The sequence below is a fragment of the Serratia sp. BNK-10 genome, from assembly GCF_047456065.1.
GTDB classification, from domain to species: domain Bacteria; phylum Pseudomonadota; class Gammaproteobacteria; order Enterobacterales; family Enterobacteriaceae; genus Serratia; species Serratia ureilytica.
Map to the genome: position 1 here is coordinate 2,775,815 of NZ_CP179894.1, position 18,472 is coordinate 2,794,286.

Genomic DNA, 18,472 nt, shown 5'->3' on the forward strand with positions numbered 1-18,472 from the left:
TTAGCGTCCTTTGGTTCCGGTTAACGCATCCGTCAGGTCCAGATACTGTGGCGCCACCGCGCCGGCGAAGCGCCGCTGGTGCGCCGTCTGCTGGGCGGAGGCGCAGCCCTGCTCGCCGAGAAATTTGACCTGCTCCTCTTCCCAGACCGCATCCAGCGCCTGCGGCGTATCGTCGCGCGCCTCTTGCGCCACCTGCGTCTTCAGCGCCTGCGCCTGCGCATCGCTGCCGGACAGCGCCAACAGCAGATCGAACAGCACCGCGTACGGGCTTTCGCGCTGCTGCAAGCGCGCGCCCAGCAGCGCCAGGATCGGCGCAATGTCCTGCAGCCCTTCCCGCGCCTGTGCCGCGCTGCGGCTGGCCAAATACTCCAGGTACAGCGGCAGGAAATCAGGCAGCTCGCGGCTGTCGATCTCCAGCCCGGCGGCGCGGTACTGCGCCATCAGGTCAACCATCGCCTGGCCGCGATCGCGCGACTCACCGTGCACGTGCTCAAACAGCAGCAGCGAGGTGGCGCGGCCGCGATCGAACAGCTCGCAATAGTCGGCCTGCGCGTCCAGCAACGGGCGCGCGCACAGGCGGCGGATAAACAGAATCAGCAGCGCGCTGTGGTGCAGATCCAGCTCGCTGGCCGGTTCCAGCGCTTCAATCAGCGCCTGCTGATGGTCAAACAGCGCCTGCTCCGGGTAATCCAGCAGACGGGCGATCACTTTCAGGCTGATCATGAGGCATCCTCCGGCCGCGCGGTTTTCGCGGTCACGTCAATGGCGTCGATACGACGGCTGTTGAACAGATTGAACTTGCCGTCGCTGCCGTGGCAGCCGTCGCCGAAGCTGAAACCGCAGCCTTTGCTTTCGGGGAAGGCTTCGCGCGCCAGCTCGCGGTGGCTCGACGGCACCACGAAGCGATCTTCATAGTTGGCGATCGCCAGGTAGCGATACATCTCCTGCGCCTGCGTTTCGCTCAGACCGACCTGCTCCAGCGCGCTGATGTCCACCACGCCGTCGACGGTTTCCGCCCGTTTGTAGTGGCGCATCGCCAGCATGCGTTTCAGCGCCAGCAGCACCGGCTCGGTATCGCCGGCGGTCAGCAGGTTCGCCAGATACTGCACCGGAATGCGCAGGCTCTCGACGTCCGGCAATACGCCGCTGTGCGCCAGCTCGCCGGCGTCGGCGGCCGACTGAATCGGCGACAACGGCGGCACGTACCACACCATCGGCAGCGTGCGGTATTCCGGGTGCAGCGGCAGCGCCAGTTTCCAGTCCATCGCCATTTTGTACACCGGCGACTGCTGAGCGGCTTCAATGACGCCCTGCGGCACGCCGTCCGCCAGCGCCTGAGCAATCACCTTCGGGTCATGCGGATCGAGGAAGATATCGAGCTGGCTCTGGTACAGATCCTTGTCGTTTTCCACCGCCGCCGCCTGTTCGATGCGATCGGCGTCGTACAGCAGCACGCCGAGGTAGCGGATGCGGCCGACGCAGGTTTCCGAACAGACCGTCGGCTGCCCGGCTTCGATGCGCGGGTAGCAGAAGATGCACTTCTCGGACTTGCCGCTCTTCCAGTTGAAGTAGATTTTCTTGTACGGGCAGCCGGTCAGACACATGCGCCAACCGCGACACTTGTCCTGATCGATCAGCACGATGCCGTCTTCGCCGCGCTTGTAGATCGCCCCGCTCGGGCAGGTGGCGACGCAAGCCGGGTTGAGGCAGTGCTCGCACAGGCGCGGCAAATACATCATGAAGGTGTTTTCGAACTGGCCGTACATCGCCTTCTGCAGGTTGTCGAAGTTCTTGTCCTGCGAACGTTTTTCGAACTCTCCGCCGAGGATCTCTTCCCAGTTCGGGCCGTTTTCGATCTTGTTCATGCGCCGGCCGGTGATCAGCGAGCGCGGGCGAGCCACCGGCTGGTGCTTGCCCTGTTTGGCGGTATGCAGGTGCTGGTAGTCGTAATCGAACGGCTCGTAGTAGTCGTCCAGCGCCGGCACGTCCGGGTTGGCGAAGATTTTCGCCAGCACGCCGACGCGGTTGCCCATGCGCGGTTCCAGCTTGCCGTTGATTTTACGTATCCAGCCGCCCTTCCATTTTTCCTGATCTTCCCAGGCGTGCGGATACCCGACGCCGGGCTTGCTTTCCACGTTATTGAACCAGGCGTATTCCATACCTTCACGGCTGGTCCAGACGTTTTTGCAGGTGACCGAACAGGTGTGGCAACCGATGCACTTGTCCAGATTCAGCACCATGCCGACTTGCGAACGAATTTTCATTTGCTGTTCTCCTGCTGACTGCCCTGCGCGTAGTCGTTGCCTTCGTCGTCCAACCAATCAATGCGGTTCATCTTGCGCACCACCACGAATTCGTCGCGGTTGGAGCCGACGGTGCCGTAGTAGTTGAAGCCGTAGGCCAGCTGCGCATAGCCGCCGATCATGTGGGTCGGCTTCGGACAGGCGCGGGTCACCGAGTTGTGGATGCCGCCGCGTTGGCTGGTGATCTCCGAGCCCGGCAGGTTCACGATGCGCTCCTGCGCGTGGTACATCATGGTCATGCCGGCCGGGATACGCTGGCTGACCACCGCGCGCGCCGTCAGCGCGCCGTTGGCGTTGAAGGCCTCGATCCAGTCGTTGTCCGCGATGCCCAGATCTTTGGCATCGTCTTCGCTCAGCCAAACGATCGGGCCGCCGCGCGACAGCGTCAGCATCAGCAGGTTGTCGCTGTAGGTGGAGTGAATGCCCCACTTCTGGTGCGGCGTCAGGAAGTTCAGCGCCTTCTCCTTGTTGCCGTTCGGCTTGCTGTTGAGCAGCGGCTGGGCGGCACGGGTGTCGATCGGCGGCCGGTATACCAGCAGGCTTTCACCGAAGGCGCGCATCCACTCGTGGTCCTGATACAGCTGTTGACGGCCGCTGATAGTGCGCCACGGGATCAGCTCATGCACGTTGGTGTAACAGGCGTTGTAGGAAACGTGTTCGTCTTCCAGACCGGACCAGGTCGGGCTGGAGATGATTTTGCGCGGCTGCGCCTGAATGTCGCGGAAGCGAATTTTCTCGTCTTCCTTGTTCAGCGCCAGATGCCGGTGATCGCGTCCGGTGACGTTGCTCAGCGCTTCCCAGGCTTTCACCGCCACCTGGCCGTTGGTTTCCGGCGCCAGCGACAGGATCACTTCCGCCGCGTCTATCGCGCTCTCGATCTTCGGCCGCCCCGCCGCCGGGCCGTCGGCCTTGACGTAGTTAAGCTGCTTGAGGAAATCGACCTCGGTCTGGGTGTTCCAGCTGATGCCCTTGCCGCCGTTGCCCAGTTTGTCCATCAACGGCCCCAAGGAGGTAAAGCGCTCGTAGGTGGCCGGATAATCGCGCTCCACCGCAATGATGTGCGGCGCGGTTTTGCCGGGGATCAGTTCGCACTCGCCTTTCTTCCAGTCCTGCACGCCGTAAGGCTGCGCCAGCTCGGCGGCGGAGTCGTGCTGAATAGGCAAGGTCACCACGTCGGTTTCCTGGCCCAGATGGCCGACGCACACCTCGGAGAAGGCTTTGGCGATGCCCTTGTAGATTTCCCAGTCGCTCTTCGAATCCCAGGCCGGATCGACCGCCGCCGACAGCGGATGAATGAACGGATGCATGTCGGAGGTGTTCATGTCGTCTTTTTCGTACCAGGTGGCGGTCGGCAGCACCACGTCGGAATACAGGCAGGTGCTCGACATGCGGAAATCGAGCGTCACCACCAGATCCAGTTTGCCTTCGCCGCCCTGCTCGCGCCATTCCACTTCCTGCGGCTTCACGCCGCCCTGCTGGCCGAGATCTTTCCCCTGGATGCCGTTCTCGGTGCCCAACAGGTATTTGAGCATGTATTCATGGCCCTTGCCGGAAGAGCCCAGCAGGTTGGAGCGCCAGACGAACAGGTTGCGCGGGAAGTTCTGCGGATTGTCCGGCTGCTCGGCGGCAAAGCCCAGCGCGCCGCTCTTCAGGCTGTCGACGGTGAACTCAACCGGCGACTGGCCGGCGGCACGGGCCTGCTCCGCCAGGCGCAGCGGGTTAGCGCCCAGCTGCGGCGCCGACGGCAGCCAGCCCATGCGCTCCGCGCGCACGTTGAAGTCGATCAGGCTGCCGCCGAAGCGCGATTTGTCCGCCAGCGGCGACAGCAGCTCATCGGCGCCGACGGTTTCATAGCGCCATTGGCTGGAATGGTTGTAGAAGAACGAGGTGCTGTTCATATGGCGCGGCGGGCGCTGCCAGTCAAGGCCGAACGCCAGCGGCAGCCAGCCGGTTTGCGGCCGCAGTTTTTCCTGGCCGACGTAGTGCGCCCAGCCGCCGCCGCTCTGGCCGACGCAACCGCAGAAGATCAGCATATTGATCAGGCCGCGGTAGGTCATGTCCATGTGATACCAGTGGTTGACGCCGGCGCCGACGATGATCATCGAACGGCCGTGGGTCTTCTCGGCGTTTTCCGCGAACTCGCGGGCAATGCGGATGATGTTGTGACGCGACACGCCGGTGATCTGCTCGGCCCAGGCCGGGCTGTAAGCCTTGACCTCGTCATAGTCGGCGGCACAGTTGGCGTCGCCCAACCCACGCTCCAGGCCATAGTTGGCCAGCGTCAGGTCATACACACTGGTCACCAGCGCTTCGCTGCCGTCCGCCAGCCGCAGGCGTTTCACCGGCAGCTTGTGCAGCAGGATTTCGTCCAGCGCCACGCTGTTGAAATGCTCGCTGTCGGCACCGCCGAAGTACGGGAAGCCCACCTCGGCAACGTCGTCATGCATGCCCAGCAGACTGAGCTGCAGCTCAACTTCCTGTTGCGACTTGCCTTCGCGCTGCTCCAGGTTCCACTTGCCCTTCTCGCCCCAGCGGAAACCGATGGAGCCCTGCGGCGCCACCAGCTCGCCGCTGCGGCTGTCGATAGCGACGGTTTTCCACTCGGGATTGTTTTCCTGGCCCAGTCCGTCCACCAGATCGGCGGCGCGCAGCAGGCGGCCGGCGGCGTAGTGGCCGCCTTCACGCGGCTCCAGCAGCACCAACATCGGCATGTCGGTATAGCGGCGCACGTAGTCGCGGAAGTAGCCGACTTCGCGATCGAGATGGAACTCTTTCAGCATCACATGGCCCATCGCCAGCGCCATCGCGCTGTCGGTGCCCTGCTTCGGATTCAGCCAGTGGTCGCACAGCTTGGCGACTTCGGCGTAGTCCGGCGTCACCGCCACGGTTTTGGTGCCCTTGTAGCGCACTTCGGTAAAAAAGTGGGCGTCCGGGGTGCGCGTCTGCGGCACGTTGGAGCCCCAGGCGATGATGTAGGAGGAGTTGTACCAGTCGGCGGACTCCGGCACGTCGGTCTGCTCGCCCCAGGTCATCGGCGAAGCCGGCGGCAAATCGCAATACCAGTCGTAGAAGCTCAGGCAGGCGCCGCCGATCAGCGACAGGTAACGGGCGCCGGCGGCGTAGGACACCATCGACATCGCCGGGATCGGCGAGAAGCCGATAATGCGGTCAGGGCCGAAGGTTTTGGCGGTATAGACGTTGGCGGCGGCGATCAGTTCATTGACCTCTTGCCAGCTGGAGCGGACGAAACCGCCGCGGCCGCGCGCCACCTTGTAGCTTTTGGCTTTTTCCGCATCGCCGACGATCGATCCCCAGGCCTCGACCGGATCGCTGTGCTGCGCTTTCGCCTCGCGCCACAGTTTGAGCAGCCGCTTGCGCATCAGCGGGTATTTCAGCCGGTTGGCGCTGTACAGGTACCAGGAGTAGCTGGCGCCGCGCGGGCAGCCGCGCGGTTCATGGTTGGGCAGATCGGGGCGGGTGCGCGGATAGTCGGTTTGCTGGGTTTCCCAGGTCACCAGACCATTCTTCACGTAGATCTTCCAACTGCAGGAACCGGTGCAGTTCACGCCGTGGGTGGAACGCACCACTTTGTCATGCTGCCAACGGCTGCGGTAGCCGTCTTCCCAGTCGCGGTTGGTGTTCAAGGTCTGGCCGTGATCGCCAGAAAAAGGCTCCGCCAACTGCTTGAAATAGCGGAAACGGTCTAAAAATTTGCTCATCCGGAATGCTCCTGAAGGCTCTTGTCGTTATAAGAAGACATGCTCAATCTGCCGCCAGCCTACTGACGGCCAACCGACGGCAAATTGATTGCGATCAAGAGAAAGCGGCGGGCGACGCGTGCGTCGGGCGGGAAATACCACCAAAGTATAGGGGTGAGAAATAGAATTAATTGTTTGAATTAAAACGAATAAATCAGAATATCAAGATGAAGGCGAACGGGTGGGAGGCAAGACGGGGTATTTGGGGGTAGGACGCGGGGGAAAACCCCGCGTCGGGTTTCAGAAAGGAACGCCGCGGAAGAAGACGTTGCGCAGAATGTTCTTCATGTAAACGCCGGCCATCACCCCGCTGTTGACATAGATGATGCCCTTCATGCCGTGCAGCACGCCGCCGAGACGGCTTCGGCTGTCGGTGATGATGCGCGACGTGATGCAGGTGTGGCGCAGCCGCATCACCTTGCGCGCCCGCGGCGAAATCTGCGGCATCAACCGGCGCTCGAACTGCATTTTGTTGTGATAGCCGATGATGCCTTTCGGGCTGGAGGTAATACGCTCACCGTCGTGATCGTTATGCACCGCCAGGCGCTCGTGCAACGTGCCGATGCGCATGCCCGCCGCCAGCAGGCGATAAATGAAGATATGATCCTGATAACGCGGGGTATTGAAGAACCCGCGCACCGCGATCGCTGCCTCGCGGCGCAGCATGATCATCGGCGTGTAAGCGACGCCGGCCAGCATGAAGTCCTCCAGGCCGTCGCAGCGGGCGCGGTAATAGCGCTCGGCGCTGATTTGGCCGTCCTGCAGAATATCCATATCGCACAGGCTGACGGGGTAATCGCCGCGCTGCATAAAGGCCAGCTGACGGGCGATCTTCTCCGGATGGTAATAATCGTCGTCGTCCAGAAAAGTGAGGTATTCCCCGGTGGCGCGCAGGATGCCGCTGTTGCGCGCGCGCGCCCCGCCGCCGTTGCGCGCGCGCGGGCAATAGACGATCTGCCCGGCGGCAATATAGCCGGCCAGCCGTTCGCGGGTGGCCTGGCGCTGCGGATGGTTCGGCGGATTATCGTCCACCACCACGATCTCCACCGGCTGATGGGTTTGCGCCAGGACGCTGTCGATGGCGCGCGCCAGCAGTTCGCTGCGGCCATAGGTCGGAATAATGACGCTGACTTTGATACTCATAATGGGCTTCCACGCGGGTTTATCGTCGTTCGGGCACGGTCAGATTCACCCGAAACGGTTGTAGAGACTGGCCATCAGGTAGTAGACCAGCGGACTGCGGTAGAACAGGCGGTTCTTGCGGCTCAGCATTTGCCGCTCCTCCGCCCGCAGCCGGGCATAGCGCCGTTTCAGCTCGGCGGTTTCCCGCAGCGCGTCGCGCAGGCCGAAGAAGTCCAGCCCGACCAGCAGACGCGCCTTCAGCGTGGTGACGAACAGCACCGAGTGGAATCCCTTCCCCCCTCGCGGCGACGCCCGCTGTCAGCGCGCTCGATGGCGTAATCGAGATCGTCCAAATCCCGCCGCTTCGGCGCGCGCGTGATGCCGTTGGGGTTAGCGCGGTATCCTACCAACGGCGTGTCGCACACCACGATGCGGTTCGCTTTCAGATACAGCTGCGGGATCAGCTGGATATCCTCGAAGTTGCGCCCCGCCGGAAACGCGGCGTCGTTGAACAGCGAACGGTGATAAATCCGCGCCCAGGCGTACCACAGACTGCGGTTAAAACTGTCAGCCAGCAGCGCCATATGCGGCTCGCGCTCCTGTGGCGCGGCGTTGCCGGGCACGATCGCCATCAGGCCATCCGGTTCTATCTTGCCGTTTTTGAGCCGCGAGAAGCGCTGGGCGTTGAACGCCACGATCTCCACCTGCGGGTTATCCGCCAGCAGGCGCCCCAAAATGCTGAAATAGCCCGGCAGCAGCACGTCGTCGGAGTCCAGAAAACCGAGATATTCGCCTTCGGCATGGGCGATCCCGGCGTTGCGCGCGGCGCTCAACCCCTGGTTATCCTGGCGCAGGATGCTGACCTGCGTTTTCAACGCCGGATAACGGCACAGCACCTCTTGCGCGACGGCGATGGAGCCGTCCGGGCTGCCGTCATCGACGAGGATCACTTCCGCCCAGTCGGGCAATTGACTCAGCACCGAGTCCAGGCACGCTTCGATGTAGGCTTCCACCTTATACACCGGGACGATCAGGCTTAGCGTGATAGTCATGAACGGGTATCCTTATTGATTGCTAGTGTCTCGTTGCACCCACAGCGCGCTGCTGCCCACCGCGGGCAATTTGGCGTCGATCTGCGGCTGCCCCTGCCAGCGCCAGCCGGGCGGCAGGTCAAAACGGGCGGCCATCGGCCGATAGTACGGGTTGGCGATCAGCACCAGGCCGCGCTCGCCGTCGATAAACAGCCGCGCCGGTACGGCGGTGTTGTTGCCGGACAGCGTCGCACTTTCGCCCGAGAGCAGGTACGGCGTGAAGCTGTCGATCTGTTGCGCCACGCGGGCAACCCCTTGCCAGATACCGTCGAATTCCTGTTGGTTGAAATCACCGCTGCGGCGCTTGTAGAACAGGTCGGTATAGGAGTAGAACAGCAGCCCTTTGACGCCGCCGATCAGCCCCAGCCAGGCCTGGTTGCGGATCTCCGCTTCGCTCGGCTGGCGCGGCTTGCGGTGCGGCTCATAGGCGGCGTGATCCATGATCTGCATCACCAGCCAGGCGCCCTTCGCCTGACGCGCCACCTGCACCGTCAGGCGCGAGTATTCCAGCGTGCGCGTCATGTCGGCATCGCGTCCGACCGGATAAGGATCGCTGGCCAACACATCGGAACTGTTGAAATAGGCGTTGAGCGCGCCGGTCTGATTCAGCGCCTGAAAGGTCAGATGGTCAGGGTCTTGTTGCTTCACCTGCAGATGCATCTGCTCTATCTGCGGCGCGTACTTCGGCGCCAGCTCATCGTTGATGTACCAGGCGAGCAGGTTCGGCTGAGTTTTAAACTTCTCCACATAAGACGCCGTCAACTGCGGGTAGCTCAGGCGCGTTTTCGGCGCAGAGTCGAGGCCGGGGTAGAAATCCTTCAGCGAGAAAATCACCTGCAGCCCGTACTGCTGCGTTTTGCGGAAATAGGCGTACGGGTCGCGCCCTGCGCCGTAGTTGTAATTCAGCACGGTGTTGAAACCGGCGTCGCGGATGCGCGCCAGATGCTCATCGGTCGCCATGTTGCCGTACATGTAGATGCCCAGCGGAAAGAAGCGCTTGCCCTGCCGCAGCGTATAGCCCTGCTCGTCCAGCGCCACTTTCGGCGGCGCCTCGCCGATGCTGACCGGCATTTCGCTGCTCCGGCTGTGCTTCGACGCCACGTCCGTCACCTGCTGCTGCAGACGGTACTCGCCGGCGGCCAGGTTGGCCGGCAACGAGAACTCTACGCGCTGACGCTCGGCGACATGGTAGCGGCGGCTCTCCTGCCGCACGGCGGTGCGTTGGCTATCGAGCAGCGTACTTTCCACCTGCACTTCCTGAGGCTGCTGCACTTCGATCAGGCTGGAGGCCGATTGCCCGCCGGCGCGCATCTGATACAACGCCGGCGCCGTCGGCTGGCTGCAAACGTAGGCATCGTCGAACCAGGCGTTGCCGGTCGTGCCCTTGCGCATATACAGCCCCAGTACGGTGGTGGTGGCCTCTGCCGGCACGGTGAAGCTGCCCTCCACCGGCTGCCAACCGCTGCTGCCCAGCAGGCCTTGCGGGTAGCTGCCGGCCAGGTGGCGCCCCTTGGCGTCATAGCTTTCGACGTACACCCCGGCGCCCGGCTGATCGCCTTTGCCGCGCAGGTTATCGCCGCGCACCCACACGCCGAACGCGATCGTCTGGCCCGCTTTCACCTGCAGCGTTTGCAGCATCTGGTGATACTCCGCCGGGTCAGGATTGCTGTAGTACAGGCTGGCGCGGCCGCTGCGGCCGCCGGAGATCACCTTGGCCGGCGGCAGCGACCAGCCCGTCTGTCCCTGCTCAAAGCCGGGGTTGGTCAGCAGATTGGTCTCGCAGCCCGCCGCCCCGGCCTGAGCCGCCAGCCCGCATCCGATCAGCACGCAGGCTGCGTTCAAGATTTTGCTGGTCATTGTCTTTTCATCACCGCGCTGTACAGGTAGGAGAAGAACAGGTAGCAGGATTTTTGATAAGAGAGCCCCAGATGACGACGGTAGATCTGCCACTGCCAGTCCGCCGCGCGGATCTTGTTGCCGGACAGCGAATTGGCGGACAGCCGGTAAAACGCCAGCGGCTCCGGAATGCAGTACGCCAGGCGATTGCGCGCGCGCTCCAGAATAGACAGCCACATCACGTAGTCTTCGTGCCCGACCTTGCGCTGGTAGACCTTGCCGACCCGGCGCTGGTTGTACATGCCGGTCAGGTTGCCGATCCAGTTGCTTTTCAACATGTCGCGGTAGGCGATGATCTCCCCGGCGCCGCGGTAATTCTTCACCTGCGCCAGGTCATTCTCGAAGGTGTAATAGTGTGAGCAGACCACGTCGTAACGCTGGGTTTTAAGGATGCCGACCTGGCGGGCCAGCTTATTCGGGTGCCAAACATCGTCGCTGTCGCAAAACGCGATGTAGTCGCCGCGCGCCGCCTCGATGGCGATGTTGCGCGTTTCGGCCACCCCCTGATTGGCGTTGTTGCGGATGTAGGTCAGCCGATCGTGAATGAACGGCTTGACCACCTCAGCGGTGTTGTCGGTGGAGGCGTCGTCAATCACATACAGGTGATAGTCCTGATAAGTTTGATTCAATACGCCAAGGATCGACTCGCGGATAAAACCGGCGGCGTTATAAGCCGGCATAATGACGGACACTTTTTCCATGATGATTACCTCAGACGATAAGCTCTTGCCACTGGGGGTAAATACGTTCAGGCACAAACCGCTGCGCCTTTTCCAACGCACGGTGGGAGAAGCGGCGACGCAGTTCGCCGTCGCCGATCAGCGCCAGGACGCGCTGACTGAAGGTGTCGACGTCGCCGTCCGCCACCAGATAACCGTTCTCGCGATCGTCGATCAGCTCCGCCGGGCCGGTCAGACAGTCGAAAGCCACCAGCGGCAGGCCAAAGCTCATGGCTTCGATCAGCACCATCGGCAGGCCTTCGTAGCGAGAGGTCATCAGCAACAGGCTCGCCTGCCGGTAATGCCCGGCGATATCGGCGGTGGCCGGCAGCAGCTGCACCCGATCGTCGAGCCCGTAATCGGCGATCTGCCGTTGCAACGCCGCCCGATCCGGGCCATCGCCGACGATGTGCAGCCGCCACTCCGGCGCCTGCTGCGCCACCTGCCGCCAGGCGGCGATCAGCCGGTCGAAGCCTTTCTGGTGGCACAGTCGGCCGACCGCCAGCGCCACCGGCTGTTGCTGTTCCGGGTGCGGCGCCCGCAGCGGAAACGGCGACACGTTCTCAATCACCCGACATTTGCGGGCGGGCACCCAGCGGCCGATATTCGCCAGATCTTTTTGCGTCAGCAGCACGGTGCGATCGCCCAGCCGGTAGATCAGCACCTTCAGCCACTTCATCGGCCACGGATACTGGTGGAAACTGACATGTTCACTCAGCACCAACCGGCTGCCGGGACACAACAGCCGCAGGTAAGGCACCATGATCACCGAGAGTTTCCCCATCGAGACGGTGATGATGGCGTCATAGCGGCCGCGGCGTAAGAACAGCGCCAGGCGCCACGGCCAGAGCAGCGTCTTGCCGCGCATGAAGCGCAGCGTCACCGCCGGCTCCAGCGGATAGAACGCCCGATCCCCGCAGATGGATATCAGTTCGACCTGGTGGCCGAAGCGGGTGGTCAGCGCATTGGCCAGGCTGCTGGCCACCCGTTCGGTGCCGCCTTTGCCGCCGATGTCTTCGATTACAATTGCGATTTTCCGCGGTTGCATGTCACCTCCGTAATCCCTCGCGGGCCGTGCGCAGCAGCCTCCCCCCCAATGGAAACAGTCCCAGCCTGGCCAGACAGTCGCCATACAGCTTGATCGCCTTGAATTTGCCGCTCAGGGTGTGGCGCTCCATGCGCGATGAGTAGTAGTTGAAAGCCTGCAGATCTTCGCTGTACAGCGAAGCCAGCAGGTGTTTACAGGCAAAGCCGCTGATATAACGGCCGCTGGCCTGCAGATAGGTATCGATAAAGCGTTCGCTGGCGTCGATGTTCAATCGGCAGCGGTTCAGATCCTCGTCGCCGCAGCGGATGAACACCCCACCGCCCTGATCGTGAACCACCCGGGCGCCCAGGTTGGTGGCGTTGACCAAAAACCCCCAGTCCTGGTAACGGGCCAAAAACTCCGGAAATAAAAACCGCCGGTCTTGTTTCTTGCGCACGCTGATGGTCGAGGTGCGAATATCCCCCATCTCGATAAATAAGAAATCTTCCCCGGCCACGCCCTCTTGATAATTAAACACGTAGCTGCGCACATTCTTGTCGTTGACCGTGGTGTAATTGCCGAACACGATATCGATCCGCGTGTCCTCATGCCGTCTCAAGCGCCGGATGATATAATTGGTGCCAAACATATCTTCCGGTTCCAGAAAAAAAACCACCTCAGAACGCGCCAGGCGAAAACCGATATTGCAGGCGACGGCGATATTGCCGCGCACCCGGCTTTCATGCAGTCTGGCGCGATGATTCGCCGCCAACAGTCCGTGTATCTTTTCCGACTCACCGGCTTCCGATGAATAATCGACCACGATAATTTCATAATCAAAACCGGCGCAATAATGGGTCATGCGCGCCAGCGTGGCGGCGAGATGGTTTGAATTATTAAAAGCGGGAATAACAATTGATAAGTCCATTTAATACCTCAAAAGCTATTATCAACTGGCGAGTGCAGCCTGATGCCAGAGAAAAAGTTTGTTATCGCAGCATATCCCTGCCCGGTTATCCCCCCGCCTCGGGTCGAGTACGCGCAGCCAACGGCCTGTTTCAGCTACGTATGAAAATACCCTCCCCATTCTTGTTCAATCGTTTCTGGCATCAGCCGTTGTAATCCGGCCCCCGGGGTGAAAGTCAGCTCGCCAAAATAAATGCGATCCTGCACCTGATAAAAATCGACGCGTACGTACGAGAATTGTTCCGCCACTTGGCGCGCCAGCCGCAGCATCTCCTTTAGCCCGCTGGGGCGCGACATCGGCACGTCGCTGTTCGGCACGCCCATGCGGATCTCGGTGCGGTTCCAGTCCGCATCAAAGAAATCGCGGCGATGATCGATAAAGCGCTGATAATCGATCTGAATAAAGAAGCGCACCTCACCGTCAAGATTAAAACAGTGGATCTTGATGTCGTTCGGTATTTGCCCTTCGTCGATCAGCATTCTTTCCACCATGATGCAAGGTGGAATATCTTTATAATGCCGCTCGCGATAAACCTGATAAAAACTTTGCCGCAGCCAACTGTTGGTCAACACCCGCAGTTCGTTATAACCGGTTTGGCTTTTATCAAATACCAGCTTGTTATATCCGCTGCCATGGTTGGCTTTAATCACAAACGACTCGGGCAGCTGCTGATACATCTCTTCCGTAAATTCGTTGCCGTGCGCGTAAAGATCGATCAAATACTCTTTACCCCATAGCTGTTCGATATACTCTCTCACCCGATATTTATCGGATAGCTGCGTATATATCGCCAGTGGATAAACTTTCCTACGCATCAGTTTTTCGCTGTACCCCACCGGATGGGCCAGATGCGGCACCTTGCGGAAAAACATTGCGTATTTTAACTGATGATATATTGCATCGGGCATACGTCGGTATAACCCTTTCACCAGATTATTTAACATATATTTCTCGTACCTTCCCTATTAATTGCGGAAAACACCGATAGCAAGTCACCTGCAAACGCGTAATTTTTCCTCCTCTGAAAAAGCTGTTGAGCACAAAGAATGAAATAAACTCCGTGATCAACGTCGATATCGCCGCGCCCATGATCCCGTAGCGCGGGATCAGGATGAAATTCATCACCACGTTGGCCAACGCCGCCAGCGGCATTTTGATGGCGATGAATCGATAGCCGCTGAACAGCACGATGGCGCGGTAAGACACCGTTCCCATCACCGAGAACAGCGACGTCACCGAGCACAGCGCCAAAATGGTCGCCGTTTGCCGGTAACTTTCGCCGAACATCAGCGCGACTATCTGCTGCGGAAACAGCGACAGCACCGCTATCACTGGCATCGAAAGCACCAGCACCATCAGATACAGCTGGCGAATGCGCGCCTCTTGTTCCTGCTCCGAACCGGCGTTCGCCACGCCTGGCATCATCGACATGATCAGCGCGATGGGCACGAATACCCACCCCTGGCTCAGCGTGATGGCGGCGCTGTAAAGCCCGACGCTGTGTTCTCCCAAATAGTTGCCCAGCATGATCTGATCGATGCGCGTATAAATGACGATCGACAGGCTGGAGATCGCCAGCGGCAAGCCGACGCTGAACAGGTAGCGGCCGTAGCGCCGTTTGTGTCTGCCGCTGATCGCCGGCATCTGCGCCTGCTCGCGACGGAACAGCACCCAGCGCACCGCATAAGGCAGCAGGCTGCTCAGCACATAGGGCAGCGCAAACCACACCAGCGGCAATTGCGCGTACACCAGGCCGAGCCGCATCACGATCGACAGCAACAGCGCAACGTTGTTGATCAACGTGTTCAACTTCGACTTCAGCAGCGCGTCGTAATAGATTTTGTAGACGTCCTGCACGGAGAAATACGCGCTGATCAACATCAGCAGCATCATGATTTGGTTGGTGCGATCCTGCGTCAACAGCGTCCAGGCCATCAGCGGCAGCGCGATCAGCGCAAACAGCTGGCGGCGGATGCGCATCGAAGCCAGCATCAGCCGCATGCCGCTCCGGCGCCGTTTGGCGACGCGGTTGAACAGCACCGCGTCCGCCCCCAGCTGCACCAGCGGCACGGCGATGGCGATCACCGACAGCAAGTAGTTAATCAAACCGTATTGCGCCGGCCCGAGATAGCGCGCGACGTACACCGAAACGAAAATCCCCGACAGACTCAGCGATACCCGCTCCAGCATTAACCACAAAGAGTTCATCAGCATCGCTTTCATGCGCTTACGGCACCTTTTCTTCCTGATGGCTCGGATAGGCAAAGGCGTAGTAACCCGCATCGGCGGCGGATTTTTTCACCATGCCGTTGAGGATCACGCCTTTGATCGCCACGCCATTCTGTTCGAAACGGCGCATGCTGGTTTCGATCTGCTTGACGGTGTTCACTTCAAAACGCACCACCAGCAGCGAGGTGCCGGCGTGATGACCGACGATCGCCGCATCCGTCACCGCCAAAATCGGCGGCGTATCGATCAGCACCAGATCGTAGTGTTGCCCGGCCCAGCGCAGGAAGTCGGCGAAGCGGCGATGCATCAGCAGTTCGGATGGATTCGGCGGCACCTGGCCGCGCGGCACGAAGTCCAGGTTGGCGATGGCGGTTTTCCGCACCGCCTGTTCCGCCATCACGTCGCCCACCAGCATGTCGGACAAACCGCGATGTCCATCCTCGGCCAGCCAGCGATGCAGGAAGCCTTTGCGCATATCCGCGTCGATCAGCAACACCCGCTGCCCGGCCTGCGCCACTACCACCGCCAGGTTGGTGCTGGTGAAGCTCTTACCGCTTTCCGGGCTGGCGCCGGAGACCATCAGAATATTGTTTTTGGCTTCCAGCATGGCGAAATGCAGGCTGGTACGCAGGCTGCGGATTGCCTCCACCGACAGATCCGTCGGCTCGGCCACCGCCAGGATCGGCAGGCGCCGGCCGCCGGATTTGGGCAACAGATGACGCTGCTCGCGGTTGCGCTTCACCTGCCACGGCGACAGCGGCACGGTGGCGTAGACGTTGATGCCCCGCTTCTCCAGCGTATCGATATCATTGATGCCGCGGTGGAAGGCCGCGCGCAACAGCACCACCGCGGCGGCGCCCCCGGCGCCCAGCAGCAGCGCCAACAACACGATCAGCATCTTTTGCGGCTGGATCGGCCGAATGGCAGTTTCCGCTTCATCGATGATGCGCACGTTGCCTACCGTGCCGGCCTTGCTGATGCTCAGCTCCTGCTGCTTGTTCATCAGCTGCATGTAAACCTGCTGATCCACCTGCACGTCTCGGGTGAGACGCAGGATCTCCTGCTGCATTTTCGGCAGCGTCTGCACCTGTTTGCCCAGCCGCGCCTTTTCCGCTTCCAGCGTGGCGCGCTTTTCCAGCAGCGCCCGGTAAGCCGGGTGCGCGCGGGTATAGAGCTTGGAGATCTCCGCTTCCTTGAAGGTCAGTTCATTGAGCTGCGCTTCGAGCTGCACCTGCGTGTCCAACACCGATTTGGCTTCCAGCGACAGATCCACCGAGTCGTTTTGCTGACGGAACTGATTGAGCTGGGTTTCGGCGTTGTTGAGCGAGGTTTGCGTTTGCGGCAGTTGCTCTTGCAGGAACGCCAGCATTCGCTGCGCCTCTTCCGTTTTGCGATCCACGTTCTGCTGCAGGTAGTTGTCGGTGATGTTCTTCAGCACCGCCTCGGCGCGCTGCGGATCTTCGCTCGGCAGCGTAAAGGTCATGATGCCGCTGTCTTTACCGCCCGGCACTACGTCAAGATTTTTGCGCAGATCGTCCACCGCTTTCTGGCGCGCGACTTTGACCACCGTGAAGCTGGCGCCCGGCGCCGCGTCCAGCGCCGAGACGGCCATGTTCCATCCGCCCTGCGCCACCGGCTGCCCGACCGCGCCGCTGAATAGTTTGGCGCCGTCATGACTCAGCTCGTAATGCTGCCCATCGCGCACCGTCAGCGTCAGTGCTTCGCCCTCCATTTCCGGCGGCGTCGTCAACGTGGCGATGTCCAGCACCGGCGCCTTTTCGCCGCTCAGTCGAGCAAAACCTTTACCGAATACCGGTAAATAGTCCGGCTCGACGCGCACCGTCAGGCCAAGGGCATCCACCGTTTTGCCGAGCACGTAGCGCGACTTGGCCAGCGTCACTTCATCCTGCGTCGCCGAATTCTGCCCCATCGAGCTGTCCAGCGTTTCGCGCAGCAGCGAGTCGCCGGACAGCTGTTTCTCCACCTGCACCACCGCCGTGGCCTGATACACCGGGGTCGCCAACAGGGCATAGGCGACGCCCAGCGCGCCGGCCACGCCGGTTACGACGGCGATCCGCCAGCGGTTATCCCAAAGCGGCCCTACCAGACGCTCCCACTCCAGCTTTTCATCTTGTTCGGCCACCATCACGGACAGCGCATTGTTCTTCATCTTCTGTTCCTTATTCATCCTGCGGATTTACCAGTTGCGCACGCGCAAGGTAGCCTCGCTGAGATCGTTAAAGCTGCTGATGGTCGGCACCAGCTGGCTGATCAAACGGTTCCAGCGCGCGACCGGCGCCGCAGTGACGTACACGACGTCGTAAGGTTGCAGCTGAAATTCAGCGCCCATCGCCAGCGCGCTGGCGTCGGAAAGATCGAACTGATACAGCGTCGCCAGCCGCTGCGGCGTTTTGCCGCCGCTCGGCCGGATCACGAATACCCCGGTCGCATCCGCGACCGTCTGGCTGATCCCTTCGGAAGAGCCGAGGGCCTCGGTCAACGTCATGCCGCTGCGATCCATCTTCAGCGTCGCTTGCTTGCCCACTTCGCCCATCACGAACACTTTCAGTTCGTCATTGCGCGGGACGTAAAGGATGTCACCCGGCTGCAGCAACGCGTTCTGACTGATGTCGCCGCGCTGCATCAGCGCCTGCAGCGAGATGGCCCGATCCTTGCCCTGATGGGTCAGCACCACGTTGCGCCAGTCGGCGTTCTCCGTCAGGCCGCCGGCGGCGTTGATCGCATCCAGGATGGTCAGCGGCACGTTGGTGATCGCCTGCTGGCCGGAGGTTTTCACCTCACCGGTCACATAAGCCTTCTGCGAACGGAAAGCGGCGATGCTGACATCCACCTGCGGGCTTTCCACATACTGCGCCAGACGGCCGGCGATCAGGCTGCGCACTTCGGTGACGGTTTTGCCCACCACCGCCACTCGCCCGATATAGGGATAAAAAATCGTGCCATCGGCATGTACCCAGTTACCGGTGTCGCTGGCGCTGCGGTACTGCCCGGCCGGCGTAGTCAGCTCAGGGTGATCCCAGACGGTGACGTTCAACACGTCGCCGACGCCGATACGGTATTGATAGTTCTGCAGCCGCTGATCCAGCGCCGGGTTCGGCCGGGCGACCGGTTCTACGCGCCGCATTTTCTGCAGCAACATCGGCGACATGCGGTAGACCTGCACCTGGTTATTCAAATCAAAACCGTCGTCTTGCTGCACGACGACGGCTTTTCCGCTGGTAGGTAAATGTGAGCCGGGAATCACCGTACACCCGCTCAACAGCGCGGAGGTAAAGGCCAACGGCATCAAAAGAGGCAAATGAAAATTCATGGAAGTACCGTGATAAACGGGCTGCCGCC

14 protein-coding genes are annotated in these 18,472 nt (G+C 61.1%); all 14 read right to left on the reverse strand.

Translation table 11 applies throughout. The annotated features are described in order from the left end of the window. The 14 genes from narJ to ACMGG9_RS13615 all read right to left on the reverse strand — a co-directional run bounded on the left by narJ (position 1) and on the right by ACMGG9_RS13615 (position 18,443). The gene (gene narJ, locus ACMGG9_RS13550) at positions 1-723 is read right to left on the reverse strand and encodes a nitrate reductase molybdenum cofactor assembly chaperone (RefSeq protein WP_033650904.1); all 723 of its coding nucleotides are present in this window, start codon (positions 721-723) and stop codon (positions 1-3) included. Next, complete coding sequence (gene narH, locus ACMGG9_RS13555) at positions 720-2,264, reverse strand: nitrate reductase subunit beta (protein WP_414161483.1); 1,545 nt, start codon at positions 2,262-2,264, stop codon at positions 720-722. The genes narJ and narH overlap by 4 nt, the downstream gene beginning before the upstream one ends. Beyond that, positions 2,261-6,022, reverse strand: coding sequence for a nitrate reductase subunit alpha (locus ACMGG9_RS13560; RefSeq protein WP_414161484.1), 3,762 nt, complete (start codon positions 6,020-6,022; stop codon positions 2,261-2,263). Before ACMGG9_RS13560 ends, narH begins: the two co-directional genes overlap by 4 nt. Before the next feature lie 279 nt (positions 6,023-6,301). Then, positions 6,302-7,204 carry a glycosyltransferase family 2 protein gene (locus tag ACMGG9_RS13565; RefSeq protein ID WP_033650901.1) on the reverse strand — a complete coding sequence of 301 codons (903 nt, stop codon included), beginning with the start codon at positions 7,202-7,204 and terminating at the stop codon, positions 6,302-6,304. Positions 7,205-7,249: 45 nt separating this feature from the next. Beyond that, on the reverse strand, positions 7,250-7,462 hold the full coding sequence (locus tag ACMGG9_RS13570) for a hypothetical protein (RefSeq protein ID WP_228287360.1): 213 nt from the start codon (positions 7,460-7,462) through the stop codon (positions 7,250-7,252). Beyond that, positions 7,441-8,235 carry a glycosyltransferase family 2 protein gene (locus ACMGG9_RS13575; RefSeq protein ID WP_414161485.1) on the reverse strand — a complete coding sequence of 265 codons (795 nt, stop codon included), beginning with the start codon at positions 8,233-8,235 and terminating at the stop codon, positions 7,441-7,443. Before ACMGG9_RS13575 ends, ACMGG9_RS13570 begins: the two co-directional genes overlap by 22 nt. Positions 8,236-8,247: 12 nt before the next feature. Further along, positions 8,248-10,131, reverse strand: coding sequence for a carbohydrate-binding protein CenC (locus ACMGG9_RS13580; RefSeq protein WP_060660600.1), 1,884 nt, complete (start codon positions 10,129-10,131; stop codon positions 8,248-8,250). Beyond that, positions 10,128-10,871, reverse strand: coding sequence for a glycosyltransferase family 2 protein (locus tag ACMGG9_RS13585; RefSeq protein ID WP_033643433.1), 744 nt, complete (start codon positions 10,869-10,871; stop codon positions 10,128-10,130). Before ACMGG9_RS13585 ends, ACMGG9_RS13580 begins: the two co-directional genes overlap by 4 nt. A gap of 10 nt (positions 10,872-10,881) precedes the next feature. Beyond that, the gene (locus tag ACMGG9_RS13590; RefSeq protein ID WP_072627462.1) at positions 10,882-11,937 is read right to left on the reverse strand and encodes a glycosyltransferase family 4 protein; all 1,056 of its coding nucleotides are present in this window, start codon (positions 11,935-11,937) and stop codon (positions 10,882-10,884) included. Between the two features lies 1 nt (position 11,938). Then, positions 11,939-12,844, reverse strand: a complete 906-nt coding sequence (locus ACMGG9_RS13595) for a glycosyltransferase family 2 protein (protein WP_033643435.1) — start codon at positions 12,842-12,844, stop codon at positions 11,939-11,941. Between the two features lie 134 nt (positions 12,845-12,978). Next, on the reverse strand, positions 12,979-13,827 hold the full coding sequence (locus tag ACMGG9_RS13600) for an ATP-grasp fold amidoligase family protein (RefSeq protein WP_033643436.1): 849 nt from the start codon (positions 13,825-13,827) through the stop codon (positions 12,979-12,981). Further along, the gene (locus ACMGG9_RS13605; RefSeq protein ID WP_033643437.1) at positions 13,817-15,106 is read right to left on the reverse strand and encodes a flippase; all 1,290 of its coding nucleotides are present in this window, start codon (positions 15,104-15,106) and stop codon (positions 13,817-13,819) included. The genes ACMGG9_RS13600 and ACMGG9_RS13605 overlap by 11 nt, the downstream gene beginning before the upstream one ends. A 4-nt stretch (positions 15,107-15,110) precedes the next feature. Further along, positions 15,111-17,282 (reverse strand): polysaccharide biosynthesis tyrosine autokinase, encoded by a 2,172-nt coding sequence (locus ACMGG9_RS13610; RefSeq protein WP_102948124.1) that lies wholly within the window; start codon positions 17,280-17,282, stop codon positions 15,111-15,113. Between the two features lie 27 nt (positions 17,283-17,309). Then, a complete protein-coding gene (locus tag ACMGG9_RS13615; protein WP_033650895.1) occupies positions 17,310-18,443 on the reverse strand; it encodes a polysaccharide export protein in 1,134 nt (377 codons plus the stop codon). Positions 18,444-18,472: the final 29 nt, after the last annotated feature.